The sequence below is a fragment of the Brevundimonas sp. C43 genome (assembly GCF_030732185.1).
Classification (GTDB): domain Bacteria; phylum Pseudomonadota; class Alphaproteobacteria; order Caulobacterales; family Caulobacteraceae; genus Brevundimonas; species Brevundimonas diminuta_C.
Window position 1 is genome coordinate 632086 of record NZ_CP132231.1, and the last position, 15514, is coordinate 647599.

Annotated in this window: 10 protein-coding genes; all 10 read left to right on the forward strand. The window is 65.4% G+C overall.

Going from position 1 to position 15514, the window contains the following annotated elements:
• Positions 1-3: 3 nt before the first annotated feature.
• The 10 genes from Q9R14_RS03155 (at position 4) to Q9R14_RS03200 (ending at position 15491) form a co-directional block, all read left to right on the forward strand.
• Positions 4-1140: an isobutyryl-CoA dehydrogenase gene (locus Q9R14_RS03155; protein ID WP_306003464.1), complete on the forward strand. Its 1137-nt coding sequence runs from the start codon at positions 4-6 to the stop codon at positions 1138-1140.
• On the forward strand, positions 1137-2186 hold the full coding sequence (locus tag Q9R14_RS03160; protein ID WP_306003465.1) for an enoyl-CoA hydratase/isomerase family protein: 1050 nt from the start codon (positions 1137-1139) through the stop codon (positions 2184-2186). The genes Q9R14_RS03155 and Q9R14_RS03160 overlap by 4 nt, the downstream gene beginning before the upstream one ends.
• 52 nt (positions 2187-2238) lie before the next feature.
• Complete coding sequence (mmsB, locus tag Q9R14_RS03165; protein ID WP_306003466.1) at positions 2239-3141, forward strand: 3-hydroxyisobutyrate dehydrogenase; 903 nt, start codon at positions 2239-2241, stop codon at positions 3139-3141.
• A 355-nt stretch (positions 3142-3496) separates the two neighbouring features.
• A complete protein-coding gene (locus Q9R14_RS03170; RefSeq protein WP_306003467.1) occupies positions 3497-4567 on the forward strand; it encodes a LacI family DNA-binding transcriptional regulator in 1071 nt (356 codons plus the stop codon).
• 49 nt (positions 4568-4616) lie between these two features.
• Positions 4617-7694 (forward strand): TonB-dependent receptor, encoded by a 3078-nt coding sequence (locus tag Q9R14_RS03175; RefSeq protein ID WP_306003468.1) that lies wholly within the window; start codon positions 4617-4619, stop codon positions 7692-7694.
• Positions 7695-7769: 75 nt separating this feature from the next.
• Complete coding sequence (locus Q9R14_RS03180) at positions 7770-9236, forward strand: glucoamylase family protein (protein WP_306003469.1); 1467 nt, start codon at positions 7770-7772, stop codon at positions 9234-9236.
• On the forward strand, positions 9233-10516 hold the full coding sequence (locus Q9R14_RS03185) for a sugar ABC transporter substrate-binding protein (RefSeq protein ID WP_306003470.1): 1284 nt from the start codon (positions 9233-9235) through the stop codon (positions 10514-10516). The genes Q9R14_RS03180 and Q9R14_RS03185 overlap by 4 nt, the downstream gene beginning before the upstream one ends.
• On the forward strand, positions 10513-11445 hold the full coding sequence (locus Q9R14_RS03190) for a sugar ABC transporter permease (protein ID WP_306003471.1): 933 nt from the start codon (positions 10513-10515) through the stop codon (positions 11443-11445). The genes Q9R14_RS03185 and Q9R14_RS03190 overlap by 4 nt, the downstream gene beginning before the upstream one ends.
• Complete coding sequence (locus Q9R14_RS03195; RefSeq protein WP_306003472.1) at positions 11442-12257, forward strand: carbohydrate ABC transporter permease; 816 nt, start codon at positions 11442-11444, stop codon at positions 12255-12257. Before Q9R14_RS03190 ends, Q9R14_RS03195 begins: the two co-directional genes overlap by 4 nt.
• 18 nt (positions 12258-12275) lie before the next feature.
• Positions 12276-15491 (forward strand): discoidin domain-containing protein, encoded by a 3216-nt coding sequence (locus tag Q9R14_RS03200; RefSeq protein WP_306003473.1) that lies wholly within the window; start codon positions 12276-12278, stop codon positions 15489-15491.
• Positions 15492-15514: the final 23 nt, after the last annotated feature.

The following is a 15514-nucleotide window of genomic DNA, read 5'->3' on the forward strand; positions in this document are numbered from 1 at the left end:
GCCATGGATTTCGCTCTCAACGACGATCAGCGCGCCATTCAGGACGCCGCCCGCGCCTTCGCCGAGGCTGAACTGGCGCCCCATTCGGCGCGCTGGGACGAGGACAAGCATTTCCCCGTCGACGTGATGAAACAGGCGGCCGAAATGGGCTTCTGCGGCATCTACACGGCTGAGGAGCACGGCGGCATGGCGCTCGGCCGGGTCGAGGCGGCAGTGATTTTCGAGGAGTTGTCGCGCGGCGATGTGGCGACGGCGGCCTTCATCTCGATCCACAATATGGCGACATGGATGATCGATCGCTTTGGGTCGGACGACCTGCGCGGCCGGTTCGTGCCGTCGCTGGTCGGGATGGAGAAGATCGCCTCTTACTGCCTGACCGAGCCGGGCTCGGGCTCCGACGCGGCGGCGCTGCGGACCACGGCCGTGCGCGACGGCGACCACTACGTGCTGAACGGCTCCAAGGCCTTCATCTCCGGCGCAGGCACGTCCGACGTCTATGTCGTCATGGTCCGCACGGGCGGCGAGGGTCCAAAAGGCGTCAGCGCGATCGTGGTCGAGGCCGGGACCCCCGGCCTGTCGTTCGGCGCGCAGGAAAAGAAGATGGGCTGGAACGCCCAACCGACCGCCATCGTCCAGTTCGACGACTGTCGCGTGCCGGTCGCCAACCTGCTGGGCGAAGAGGGGGCGGGCTTCCGCTACGCCATGGCCGGTCTGGACGGTGGGCGCCTGAATATCGCCGCCTGTTCGCTGGGCGGGGCGCGGCTGGCGCTGGAGACGGCTCAGGCGTACGTCGCCACCCGCAAACAGTTCGGCCGTCCGATCGGCGAGTTTCAGGCGCTGCAGTTCCGGCTGGCGGACATGGCCACGGACCTGGAGGCGGCGCGGCTGATGGTGCTGCGCGGCGCCTGGGCCATCGACACCGACCACCCGGAAAAGACCAAATGGTGCGCCATGGCCAAGCGCCTGGCTACGGACGCCTGTTTCCAGATCGCCGACGAGGCCCTGCAACTGCACGGCGGCTATGGCTATCTGAAGGACTATCCGCTGGAACGGATCGTGCGCGACCTGCGGGTTCACCGCATCCTTGAAGGTACGAACGAGATCATGCGGGTGATCATCGCGCGGGAGATGGCCAAGTGAGCGAGGCCGAGGTCGTCACCCGGATCGAAAACGGCGTCGGTCGGATCACCCTGAACCGGCCCAAGGCGATCCATGCCCTGAACCGGGCGATGTGCGAGGCGATGACCGAGGCGCTGCTGGCCTGGCGCGGCGACGCGGCCGTCCAGTCCGTGCTGATCGACCATGCCGGCGAGCGGGGTTTTTGCGCGGGCGGCGACATTCGCATGATCGCCGAAAGCGGGGCGGGCGATGCGTCGGAGGCCAAGGCCTTCTTCCTGGCCGAGTACCGGCTGAACCATCTGATGTTCGACTATCCCAAGCCGATCATCGCCATCGTGGACGGCATCGTCATGGGCGGCGGGGTCGGCATCTCCGAGCCGGCCGACATTCGTGTGGCGACCGAGCGCACCACCTACGCCATGCCCGAGACCGGGATCGGCCTGTTCCCCGACGTGGGCGGCGGCTGGTTCCTGCCGCGCCTGCCGGGACAGACCGGCGTCTGGCTGGCGCTGACAGGGGCGCGGCTGAAGGCGGCGGATACGGTGGCCCTGGGTATCCACACGCACTTCGTGTCCGCAGATCGCATCGATGCGTTGAAGGCCGATCTGATGCGCGAGGCCGCCGATCCGTCGTCGGTCGTGATGCGCCACGCGGGTGACGCCGGGCCTGCACCGCTGTCGGCCGACCGCGAGGCCATCGACCGGCTGTTCGCCTTCGACACAGTCGAGGAGATTTTCAAGGCGCTTGAGGCGGACGGCTCGGACTGGGCGCTGAAGCAGTTCGAAACCTTGAAGACCAAGTCGCCGCAGTCGCTGAAGGTCTCGCTGCGCCAGATCCGCACGGGTGCGACGCTTAACAGCTTCGCCGACAATATGGCGATGGAATACGCCCTGGGCGGCCGCGTTGTGCGCACCCACGACTTCCAGGAAGGCGTGCGGGCAGTGATCGTGGACAAGGACAATGCGCCGAAATGGTCCCCGGCGGACCTGTCGGGCGTTACCAACGAGACGCTGGATGCGCTGTTCGCGCCGTTGCCGGACAATGAAAAATGGACGCCGCTGGCCTGACCACGTCCCCGCTTTCGCGGGGATGAGCGGACGACAAAAAGGGAGAGAGACCATGACCAAGATCGCCTTCATCGGCCTGGGCAATATGGGCGGCGGCATGGCCGCGAACCAGGCCAAGGCGGGCCATGCAGTCGCCGCCTTCGATCTGTCGGCGCAGGCGCTGGAACGGGCCGGAGCGGCAGGTTGCGTCGCGGCCGGATCGGTCGCCGAGGCGGTCAAGGACGCCGAGGTCGTGATCACCATGCTGCCGGCAGGGCCGCATGTGCATAAGGTCTATTCCGAACAGATCATCGGCGCGGCGCCGTCAACCGCCCTGCTGCTGGACTGTTCGACCATCGATGTCGAAACCGCGCGCAAGGTCGCCGGTCTTGCCAAATCGGCCGGCTACGCCTTTGCCGACGCGCCCGTATCAGGCGGCACCGCGGCGGCGGATGCGGGCACGCTGGCCTTCATGGTCGGCTGCGACGAAGGCGACTTCGCCCGCGTCGAGGCGGCGCTGGAGCCTATGAGCCGCATCACCATCCGCGCCGGCGATCATGGGGCGGGGCAGGCGGCCAAGATCTGCAACAACATGCTGCTGGGCATCTCCATGCTGGGCACGTGCGAGGCCATCGCCCTGGCCGAGAAGCTGGGTCTGGATCCCGAACGCTTCTTCGAGATCGCATCCAAGTCGTCGGGTCAGTGCTGGAGCGTGACCAGCTACTATCCCTGGCCGGGTCCGGTGCCGACCGCGCCGTCGAACCGCGACTATCAGGGCGGGTTCGCCACGGCCATGATGTTGAAGGACCTGAAGCTGGCCCAGGACGCAGCGGCGAAATCCGGCGCCTCGACGCCGTTGGGCGCACAGGCCGAGGCGCTTTACGCCCTGTTCGACGGGATCGGGCACGGCGGTCGCGATTTCTCCGCGATGTTGCAGATGCTGCGCGGCAAGCTGGATGAGCTTAATCCGGCATAGATTCGTCGTTCGCATTGCGGTTGCGGCCCGTGCAGCTTCGGCGGCGCGGGCCTTTTCGTATGAGGCCGCAGCCTCGACCCGGATCGCCGACGGCTGGTGCGACCAAGGCGCGCGCCCGGCGCGTTCGCCTTATTCCGTTCGCGGAATGCGCCTGCGAAGAGTGAAGGTAAAGCAGCAGCTTAGCGCTCGTGGCTCGTTGGGATGGCTCGGGCAGAGATCAGAAATCGCCTGAAATGTGGCCGAACGGCGCTTGCGGCGCACATCGCTCCTGTGTCATGTAACCGCTTACATCGCCTATCGACGGATCTTCGAAAAGGGGCCGGGATGATAGGGAGCAGGGAGATTTCGATTGGACATGGCCGCGCCTAGCGCTGCGTCTGCACGGCAGGAGGGCCAGCCCTACGCCAAGGCCGCCACCATGCGCGACGTCGCCGAACGCGCCAATGTGTCGGTGGCTTCCGTGTCTCGTGTGTTGAACGGCTTGGGTGTGACCTCGGATGCGACGCGCCAGCGCGTGCTCGATGCGGTCGAGGACCTTCGCTACGTCCCTCATTTCGGCGCCCGAAGCCTGTCAACGAGCAAGAACGACACGATCGGCGTCATCCTGCCCGACCTTTTCGGCGAGTTCTTCTCCGAGCTGATCCGGGGCATGGACCTGGCTGCCCGTGCTCATGGCAAGCATCTGATCGTCTCCAGTTCGCATGACGGCGCGGAAGACACCCTGGCGGCCGTGCGTTCGATGCGCGGGCGGGTGGACGGCATGATCGTGCTGTCGCCGCATCTGGGCGCGGCGAACCTGTCGTCAGAGTTCGCCGGTCGGATGCCGGTCCTGCTGATGAACGGCGGCGCGGCAGAGCCCGGCCGGGCGTCCATCATGATCGACAACCACGGCGGCGCCGTCGGCGCGGTCCAGCACCTGCTGTCCACCGGCCGCAGGCGGATCGCCCACATTCGCGGCGCCGCCGGCAACATCGAGGCGGATACGCGGGCGGCCGGATATGCAGCGGCGCTGGACGGTCATGACCCGATCATCGTCGAGGGCGACTTCTCTCAGGCCTCGGGCCACCGCGCCGCGACCCAGCTTCTGGCCATGACGGAACGGCCCGACGCCGTCTTCGCCGCCAACGACATGATGGCCGTCGGCGCGCTTCTGGCCTTCCAGGAGGCCGGCGTGCGCTGCCCCGAGGACATCGCCGTCGTCGGCTTCGACGACGTGCCCATCGCCGCCCTGATGCGGCCCGCGCTCACCACCATGCGCGTCAATATCGCGGAAATCGGCCGAAGGGGCGTCGAACGCCTGATCGGCCTTGTTCAGGCTGGCGCGACCGCCGACGCCACGGACACCGCTTGCGAAATCGTTCGGCCGATCCTGGTCGAACGCCAGTCCACCGCGGCGGCCTCGTCCGCCAGGTTCAACAAAGGGTAGGCCAGCCATGTCGCTGAAAACCGATCCCATCAGGAGGGGAGAGCTCAGGATGACCCAGTTCAACACGCGTAAGGCCGCGACCCGTCAGGTCGCCTTGGCCGCCGCATCGGCGCTTGCCATCAGCATGGCGGTGGTGGGCGGCGCGCAGGCGCAGGTCGCGACCTCGACGATCCGAGGCAATGTGACGGACGGCGCGACGGTCGAGGCCGGGGCCACCATCGTCGCCCGCAATGTCGCCTCCGGCTTCACCAGCCGCACCACGGCGAACGCGCAGGGCGGCTATACGCTGTCGGGCCTGCGTCCCGGCACCTATGAGATCACGGCGACGACGGCCGAGAACGAGACGGCGTCAGACACCGTGTCGATTGGTGTGGGCCAAGTGGGCAATCTGGATTTGGCGGTCGCCTCGACCGCTACGGCTGATGCGGACGCAGACGCTGCCAATCTGGGCGAAATCGTCGTTACCGGCCGCCGCTTGGCCGAGGTCCGGACACCTGAAAGCGCCACTAACGTCACGACACAGCAGATTCAGACGCTGCCTCAGATCAATCGCAATTTTCTCAACTTCGCCGCATTGGCGCCGGGCGTGCGCCTGTCGCAGTCAGAGAGCGAGCAGACCATTACGGCTGGCGGTCAGCGAGCCGAGTCGATCAATGCCTTCATTGATGGTGCCAGCCTGAAGTCGAATGTTATAGGCGGCGGCATTGCCGGGCAGGATGACAGCCGAGGCAATCCCTTCCCCCAGGCGGCCATTGAGGAATTCCAGGTTGTCAGCCAGAATTTCAAGGCCGAGTATGAACAGGCATCTTCTGCCATCGTTACCGCCGTTACCCGATCGGGCTCCAACGATTTCCATGGTGAGGTCTTTGGATCTTATCGTGATCAAAGCTTCATCACCCAGGATGTCTTCTCGAAGCGTGCGGGTCGTGAGAAGCCCGATTTAGAAGTTAAGCAATATGGCGCGGCCTTGGGCGGTCCGATCATCCGTGATCGTTTGCATTTCTTCGGGAGTTACGAGCGCAAGGAAGAGGCGCGCGCAACGGCTGTAAACCTAGGCCGTCAGAATCCCGCCTACATTGCCGCTTTCGGCAACTACACGGGGACATTTGCGACGCCGTTCGAGGAAGACCTCTATTTCGGGAAACTGAGCTTCCAGCCTGCCGAGGGGCATTTAATCGACTTGAGCGTCACCTATCGAGACGAATTCGATACACGTGGCATCGGCGGAGCAAATACCGCTGAACGACGTTATCAGCTAAACCAAAAGACAACTAGCAGCAATCTTCGTTATCAGTGGCAGGCCAGTAGCTTCCTTTTGGAAGCGGCCATCGACTACCGTAACTACAACTACAATCAACAGCCGGACGGGTTCGGCGGCATCCGTTCGACCTATGTCATCTTCGAGACGGATGGCAACCCGGCCCTACCTGGATTCCAGCCGAACAACTCAGGCGGCAACGCGACCATCATCAATCTAGGACCATCACAAGACCGGCAAGATATTACGGACGAAGCACTGACGTTCCGCACGGACCTGACCTTTAACGAGATTGAGGCGGCAGGATTCCATACGATCAAGGTCGGGGCGAAATATTCGCGCCAGAGGTATGAGGTTAGCAAGTCGTTCGGTACTGATCCCCTTTTCTACTATGATTTTGATGGGCGGCCAGAAACCAGCGGCAGTTCGACTGTTCCTTACCGAGTCGTAGTCGGGACGCCATTCCCGAACGTGAATCTGGAGAACGACGTCGTCGGCCTGTACGCTCAGGACGACTGGCAGATCACCGACAAGCTAGAGCTCAATCTCGGCCTGCGTTGGGATTACGAGAGCAACGCCAACAACGGTGACTATGTCACACCCCAAGGTATTGTTGACGGATTGCAAGACTGGATCGCCGGGACAGACGGCGGCAAGCCGGCCGGGTATGCGCCAAGCTGGTTCAACGCCGCCGATTACATCAGCGACGGAAGCCAGCGAGGAGCGTTCAAAGACGCGTTCCAGCCGCGGATTGGCTTCTCGTACGATGTCTTCGGTGACCGGAACACGGTGCTGTTCGGTGGCGCTGGCCGCTACTATGACCGCGTACAGTTCAATTTCTCGTTCGATGAAGTCGGCAAGCCATTCGAGTTCCAGAGAGAACTGTTCTTTAATGTCGCGGGTTCTCCGACTGCTACAGGCGGATCCTTCACCGATCCAATTCAGTGGAACTCCAGCTACGGCACTCGGGAAGGCGTGCTGGCCCTAATGGACCAGCGCGGTGTTGCCAGCCGAAGCCAAGCCTTCCTGTTGAAGAACGATTTTGAACCGCCGCGCACGGACCAGTTCAACCTAGGCGTTCGGCAGCGTGTCGGCGACTGGCAGACCGAGTTCACACTCGCCTACGGAAAAACGGAAAACGAATTCACTTGGCTGTTCCTGAATCGTTGCAGAGAGCCCAGCTACGGCAACGAAGGCGGCGGATACGGCGATAACGGCGGAAACTGCGCGCCACCTCCGGCAACCAACGATTATCGTGAATACTGGGTGTCCGATCACAACAAGGAACGGGAATTCACTGCTCTCTATGTCAAACTGGACAAACCTTACACACGCGACTCCGGCTGGGGTGTGAACATCGCCTACACGTTGTCCAAATCTGAACAGAACGGCGGGAACGACAACTTCTGTTACGATTGTTTCTCAGTCGAGACCTCCCCCGTGAGGTCTTCAGCAGATGATGAGCGGCATCGCGTTGTCGCCAGTGGCACCCTTGATCTGCCGCTGGACTTCCAGCTGTCGGGTATTCTGACGCTGGGATCCGGCACTCCGTACAATGTGTTCGACGGTACTGGATCGCAGTTCTACTTCCGTCCCTACGGCGCCTATCCCGAGAAGGAGCAATTCTTCCTGCCGAACGCCTTCGCTTATCGGAACCTCGATCTTCGTCTGACGAAGAACTTCGACGTGCCGGGTGCAGGCGAGCTGTCGGTCTATGTGGACGCGATCAACGTGTTCAACTTCAGCAACTACAGCGGCTTTGATGGTGGCACGGGTTCGGCGACGAATCCGAACCCGAACTTCGGCCGCCCGAGTTCGGTTCTGTTCCCGACGCGATCGTTCCAGATCGGCGCCCGTTACTCCTTCTAAATCCTGAGCCTGGGCCGCCTCGTGCTTGTCGCGAGGCGGCCTTTCTTTTTCGATTGAGACCCAGTGAGCGTGCCCATGAATCGTCGAAACTTCCTGATGCGGACCACCACGGGCGCGGCGGCTCTGGCCGTTGGATTTCCGGTGATGGCGGCGGCGCAGCAGGCGGCTGCGACGGGGGCGGTCAACGGGACGCAGAGACGGCCGATGCGGCTGGATCAGGAGATCGAGGAACTCCAGGAGCGGACCTTCCGCTGGTTCGAGAAGGTCACGGATCGCAAGACCGGTCTGACGCCGGATCGCTGGCCGACGCCGTCCTTCTGTTCGGTGGCGGCGGTCGGGTTCGCCCTGACCTGCTGGCCGGTGGGCGTCGAGCGAGGCTGGATGAGCCGGGCCGAGGCGCGTGAGCGGACCCTGACGACGCTGCGCTTCTTCCACGACCTGCCGCAGGGTCCGGAGGCCAGCGGCACAGCGGGGTACAAGGGCTTCTTCTACCACTTCCTGGATCTGGAGACGGGGCTTCGCTACCGGACCAACGAACTGTCCACGGTCGACACGGCCCTGCTGATCGGCGGCATGTTGTTCGCCGCCCGCTACTTCGACGGCCGTCATGCCGACGAGGCGGAAATCCGGCAGAAGGCTCAGCGTATCTACGAACGGATCGAATGGCCGTGGGCCGTGATCCGCGACAACCGCATCACCATGGGCTGGCACCCCGAGAGCGGCTTCATACCGTCCGACTGGCACGTCTATAACGAGGGCATGCTGGTTCTGCTGCTGGCCATCGGCAGCCCGACGCATCCGGTGTCGGTCAATGTCTGGCACGAATGGGCGGCCAGCTACGACGAGAGCTGGACCGATCGCTGGGGCAGCTGGCACCTGAATTTCGCGCCCATCTTCGGGCACCAGTACAGCCATATGTTCATCGACTTCCGCGGCATTCAGGACGCCTGGATGCGCGGGCAGTCGGCCCAGTTGGGCGAATATCTGGACTATTTCGAAAACAGCCGCCGCGCCGTCTACGCCCAGCAGAAATACGCCCACGACAACCCGGGCGGCTGGGCCGGCTATTCGTCCGAGGTCTGGGGGCTGACGGCGTGCGACGGGCCGGGCGACTTCAAACAGGTCATCGACGGCAAGGAGCGTGAGTTCTTCAGCTATTCCGCGCGCGGTCCGGGCGAGCGTGACGACGGCACCATCGCGCCGACGGCGGCGGCCAGCTCCATCGCCTTCGCGCCCGAGATCGTCGTTCCCTGCGTCAAGGCGATGAAGGCGCGCTATGGTGCGGGCGTCTATACCGAGTGGGGCTTCCTCGACAGCTTCAATCCGACACTGACGGTGCGCGACGGACCGCTGCAGCATGGCAGGATCGTGGACGGCGTGGGTTGGGTGGACGGCGACTATCTGGGTATCGACCAGGGGCCGATCGTCATCATGACCGAGAACCACAGGTCCGAGTTCGTCTGGCGCTACATGCGGGGCGAGCCCAATATCCGTCGGGCGCTCGACATCGCGGGCTTCACCGGCGGCTGGATGAACGGATGAGTTTGACGGCCCCCAGGCCCCATCTTGATAGACGCAGCGCTCTGGCCCTGATGGCCGGAGGGGCGGCTGCGGCCTGCACCCCGCGCCGCGACGGCGAGACCGTGTTGCGCTTCTGGGCCATGGGTAATGAGGGCGGAACGGTGGGCCAGCTGATGCCCGAGTTCGAGCGCCGCAATCCGGGCGTCCGGGTCTCGGTCCAGCCCCTGCCGTGGACGGCGGCGCACGAAAAACTGCTGACCGCCTATGCCGGGGCCTCGCTGCCGGACGTCAGCCAGATCGGCAACACCTGGGTGGCGGAGCTGACCGCCATCGGCGCCCTGTCGCCGACACCGCCCGAGGCCGCCAACCTGCTGACCGACCAGTTTCCGGCGGTGCTGGAGACCAACGAAATCGCCGGCCGCGCCATGACCACGCCCTGGTATGTCGACACACGGCTGCTGTTCTATCGCAAGGATCTGCTGGGGCGGGCCGGCTTCGACGCGCCGCCCGAGGACTGGGCCGAATGGAAGCGGGCCATGCATGCGATCAAGCGTGTGACGGGCGGCGACAACTACGCGATCCTGCTGCCGTTGAACGAGTTCGAGCAGCTTCTGACCTTCGGACTTCAAATCGATGAGCCGCTGCTGCGGGATCGGGATACGCGCGGAAACTTCTCCAACCCCGGCTTCGTCGCGGCCCTGGCCTTCTATCGCAGCCTGTTCGACGAGGGGTTGGCGCCGTTGGCCTCGTCGACGCAGATCTCCAACGTCTGGACCGAGTTCGCCAAGGGCTATTTCAGCTTCTACTTTTCGGGCCCGTGGAGCGTCGGCGATTTCCGCAGCAAGCTGCCCGCGTCGTTCCAGCCGAACTGGACCACGGCGGGAGTGCCGGGACCGAATGGCCTGGGCGCCTCGGCGCCGGGCGGGTCCAGCCTGGCGGTCTTCAAATCCTCCCCGCATCAGGAGGCGGCCTGGGCCCTGGTCCGCTATCTGTCCGAGCCGGCGGTGCAGGCCCGGTTCAACACCATCGTCGGCGACCTGCCCGCGCGCCAGAGCGCCTGGGACATCGCTGGCGTGGAGCGTGATCCGATGCTGGCGCCGTTCCGGGGGCAACTGTCGCGGGCCAAGGCCGTGCCCAAGGTGCCGGAATGGGAGCGGATCGTGACCGAGATGCAGATTGTCGCCGAACGGATGGTGCGCGGCGAATATACGCCTGAGGCCGCCGCCGCCGAGATCGACCGCCGCGCCGACCGCCTGCTGGAGAAGCGTCGCTGGATGATGGAACAGGGCAGGGCCGTATGACCGTCGTCGACCCGACACTGGCCAGAGTGAAGCCGTCACGCGGACGCGGCGCGCGCGAGCGGGCGGCCTGGGCCTTCGTCGCCCCGGCCATGCTCGCCATCGGCCTGTTCTTCGCCATTCCGGTGATCGCGGCCCTGCTGCTCAGCCTGACCGACTTCGACATCTACGCCTTGGCGAACCTGGACAATCTGCGTTTCGTCGGCTTGCAGAACTACGAGCGGCTGCTGACCAATCCCCTGTTCTGGGGGGCGATGAAGAACACCCTGACCTTCGCGGTCCTCGGCGTGCCCCTGTCTATCGCCGCGTCACTGGTGGCGGCGGTGATCCTGAATGCGCGGGTGGTGAAGTGGCGGCCGATCTGGCGGGTGATGTTCTTCGCCCCCTATGTCACCACCCTGGTCGCGACGGCGGTGGTGTGGCGCTATCTGCTGCACACCCGATACGGCGTCATCAACTGGGGTCTGGAGAGCATCGGTCTGCCCGCCGTGGATTGGCTGGGCGACCCCTCGACCTCGATCCCGGCCATCCTGATGTTCGTGGTCTGGAAGATCTTCGGCTACAATATGCTGATCTTCCTGGCGGTGCTTCAGACCGTGCCGGACGACCTGTACGAGGCCGCGCGCATCGACGGCGCCGGCCCATGGAAGCAGTTCCGCCATGTGACCCTGCCGGCCATCGCGCCGACCATGCTGCTGGTCTCGATCATCTCGGTCGCCAGCTTCTTCCAGCTGTTCGCCGAACCCTATGTGATGACCCAAGGCGGGCCGGCCCAGAGCACGGTGACGGTGCTCTACTTCATGTACGAAGAGGGCTTCAAATGGTGGAATCTGGGGTCCGCCAGCGCCGTCGCCTTCGTCCTGTTCCTCTGCATCCTGGCGATCACCCTGGTCCAGCTGGCGGTCGCCAAGCGGGTGGGGGCGTACCAATGAAACTCCGCGCCATTCTGCTCAATCTGGCCGTCGGCCTCATCGCCATCATCGTGCTGTTCCCGCTGGTGTGGATGGTGTCGGTCAGCTTCATGGCGACGGGCGAGGCGGCCGTGTTCCCGCCGCCGCTGCTGCCCTCGCACTGGACGCTGGAGCACTATCGCGACCTCTTTCTGAACCAGGGCATGGGGCGGTATCTGTGGAACAGCTTCGCCCTGGCGACCTTGGCGACCATCCTGGCGCTCAGCTTCACCGTCCCGGCCGGCTACGCCTTCGCCAAGCTGAAGTTCGCCGGGCGCGAGCGGCTGTTCCAGTTTCTGGTCGCCGCCTTGGTGGTGCCGGCCCAGATCGGCACCCTGCCGCTGTTCCTTATGCTGAAATCGATGGGCCTGGTGAACACCTATGCCGGGGCGCTGGTGCCGTGGCTGGCGTCCATCTTCGGCCTGTTCCTGGTTCGCCAATATGCGCTGAGCATTCCCGACGAGATGTTGGAGGCCGCGCGGATCGACGGGGCCAGCGAGGGCCAGATCTTCCGCCGCGTGGTCCTGCCGACCCTGCAGCCGATCATCGTGACCCTGGGCCTGTTCGTCTTCCTGGGCAGTTGGAACGACTTCCTGTGGCCCCTCATCATTCTGACGGACCAGTCGAACTACACCCTGCCGGTCGCCCTGGCGGCCCTGTCGCGAGAGCATGTGCAGGACATCGAACTGATGATGGCCGGCGCCGTCGTCACGGTCGCGCCCGTGCTGATCCTCTTCCTCGCCCTGCAACGCTACTACATCCGCGGCATGCTCGCGGGCAGCGTGAAGGGCTGACCAGAACTGCGAGTTTCGATGCGTAACCTCCTGCTGGCCGCCGCCTCGGTCCTGACCCTCGCTCTGGCCACGCCCGCCGTCGCCCAGGAAACGCGCGTCCTCGACAGCATGGACGATGCGGCGCGGTGGGAGGCCAGCGCCTCGACCGACGTTCACGCCGCCGTCTCCGCTGTCGCCGGCCACGACGGGAAAGCGGTGCGGCTCGATTACGATTTCGACGGCAAGGCCGGTTATGCGGTGCTCAGCCGGCCGCTGCCGTTCGACCTGCCCGACAACTACGAGATCAGCTTCTGGGTGCGCGGCGCCGGGCCGACCAATACCTTCGAGGTCAAGCTGACCGACGCCTCGGCCGACAATGTCTGGTGGAAACAGACGGCCCGATATGACTTTCCCGACGGCTGGACGAGGTTCGTCATCAAACGCCGTCAGGTCTCCAAAGCCTGGGGGCCAAGCCCTGAAACCATCCTGCGGCGCGCGGAGCGGGTCGAGTTCGTCGTGGTCGCGGCCGACGGAGGCAAGGGCTCGGTCGAGATCGACCAACTGACCCTGCGCGCCCTGCCGGTCGATCCGCCGGTTCCGCCCCAGCCGATCGCCAGCGATGGACGAACGGCGTCGACCGCCGCCAACGCCGTCGATCTCGACCCGAAGACAGCCTGGACCCCGCCGGTGGGCGAGGCGTCGGCCTTGACGCTGGACTTGGGCTACGAGCGTGAGTTCGGCGGGCTGACCCTGCGCTGGGGCGAGCGGGGCGCGGCGAGTGACTATCGCGTTTCCGCCTCGATGGACGGGCGCGACTGGCGGCCGCTGACGACGGTTACGGGCGGCAATGGCGGCGTCGACTGGTTGAGGACACCCGAGGCGACGGCGCGCTGGCTGAGACTTGAGCCGCTGAAGCCCGTTCCCGCCTCCGATGTGGTCGGCTCGTCCGGCGCGGGTCAGCGGCTGGGCGCGGCCCAGGCGACGACCTATGCGCTGAACGAGATCGAGGTCGAACCCCTGGCCTTCGGCGCCGACGCCACGGCCTTCGTCGAGGCGGTGGCGAGGGAGAACCGGCGCGGCCTCTATCCGCGCGGCTTCTCGGGCGAGCAATCCTACTGGACCCTGGTCGGTGTCGATGGGGGCGGGGAGAGCGGCCTGATCGGCGAGGACGGCGCCATCGAACTGCGCCGCGCGGGTCCCAGCATCGAGCCCTTCGTGGTCGACAACGGGCGGCTGATCACCTGGGCCGACGTCAATATCGTCCAGAGCCTGAAGGACGGCGACCTGCCCATTCCGTCGGTGACTTGGACCGCTGACGACTGGACGCTGAAGATCACCAGCTTCGCCGACGGTCCGGCCGATCAGGCGCAGCTGTGGGGGCGTTACGACCTGACCAACACCTCCAGCCGGCCGCGCACCCTGACCCTGGCGCTGGCCGCCCGGCCGATGCAGGTGAATGCGCCGCGTCAGTTCCTGGCCATTCCCGGCGGGGTCAGCCCGATCGGGAACCTCGCCTGGGATGGCGCCGAGCTGAAGCTGAACGAGGCGGTGCGGGTGCAGCCGCTGGCGACGCCGGATGATGTGGCGCTAGCGACCTTCGACGCGGGCAGCGATCCCCAATCCCTGATCCTGCCGTCGGTTCAGCGACCGGCGAGCGAGGCGGCGACGACCACGGACGCCACGGGCCTGGCCGCCGGCGCCCTGACCTATCAGGTGACGCTGCGGCCCGGCGAGACGCGCACGGTCGGTTGGGTGTCGCAACTGTCCGGCGACGCCCTGGCGCCCGAGCCGGTGGGGCAGGCGGCGGCTGTGTTGGATACGGTCGAGGCCCGGCTGGCGGGCGAATGGCGGACCAAGCTGGACCGCGTCGAACTGACCCTGCCGCCGGCCGCCCAGCGGATCGAGGACGCGCTGAAATCTTCGCTGGCCCATATGCTGATGTCGCGTCAGGGGCCGATCCTGCAGCCCGGCACCCGCAGCTACAATCGGTCGTGGATCCGTGACGGGGCCATGATGGCCGAGGGGCTGAACCGGCTGGGCATGGCCGAGCATTCGGCCGACTATCTGCGCTGGTACGCCCCCTATGTCTTCGAGAACGGCAAGGTTCCCTGCTGTGTCGATGCGCGCGGCGCCGATCCGGTGCCCGAGAACGATAGCCACGGCGAGTTCGTCTTCCTGGCCGCCGAAACCTATCGTTACACCAGGGACGAAGCCCTGCTGCGCCGGGTCTGGCCGCAGGTGCAAAAGGCCATCGCCTATATGGACGAACTGCGCGCCTCGACCCGCACGACGGCCTTCCAGGCGCCGGACCAGCGTCACCTCTACGGCCTGCTGCCGCCGACGATCAGCCACGAGGGCTATTCGGACAAGGCGGCCTATTCCTACTGGGACGATTTCTGGGGCCTGCTGGGCTACAAGGACGCGGTCTTCATCGCTGAAACGCTGGGCGATGCCGACGCCGCTGCTCGCTATGCGGCGGCGCGGGATCAGTTCGCCGCCGACATCCGCGCGTCGATCACCGCGACGGCCCTGCATCACGACATCGACTGGATCGCCGGGGCGGCCGACCGCGGCGATTTCGACGCCACCTCGACCACCATCGCCCTGTCGCCGGCCGGCGAACAGGATAACCTGCCGCCCGAACTTCTGGCGCGAACCTTCGATCGTTACTGGGAAAACTTCCAGAACCGTCTGACCAATCGCACGGCGTGGAAGGACTACACCCCCTACGAATGGCGGCTGGTCGGCGCCTATGTGCGGCTGGGCCAGAAGGACAGGGCGCTAGAGGTCCTGGACTTCCTGATGGCCGACCGCCGGCCCGAGGCGTGGAACGGCTGGGCCGAGGTCGCGGGACGCGAGAAGCGCGAGCCGCGCTTCATCGGCGACATGCCCCACGCCTGGATCAGTTCGGACTATATCCGTTCGGCGCTGGATCTGTTCGCCTATGAGCGGGACCGCGATCATGCGCTGGTGCTGGCGGCCGGCGTGCCGGAGGCGTGGCTGGACACCGCCGAGGGCGTCGGCGTGCGGGATCTGCGCACCGCCTATGGGCCGCTGACCTACGCTTATCGCAAAGAACGGCAAGGCTATGTGCTTACCCTGGGCGACGGCGCCACACCGCCGGGCGGCTTCGTGCTGCAATGGCCGGCGGGGCAGGGGCGGCCTGAGCGGGTGCGGATCGACGGCCGTGCGGCGGCGTGGGCGGGTGATGAGTTGGTCATTCCCGCAGACGCGCGGCGGGTCGTCTTAAACTGACCCTTCTCCCCCAAGGAGAGCAG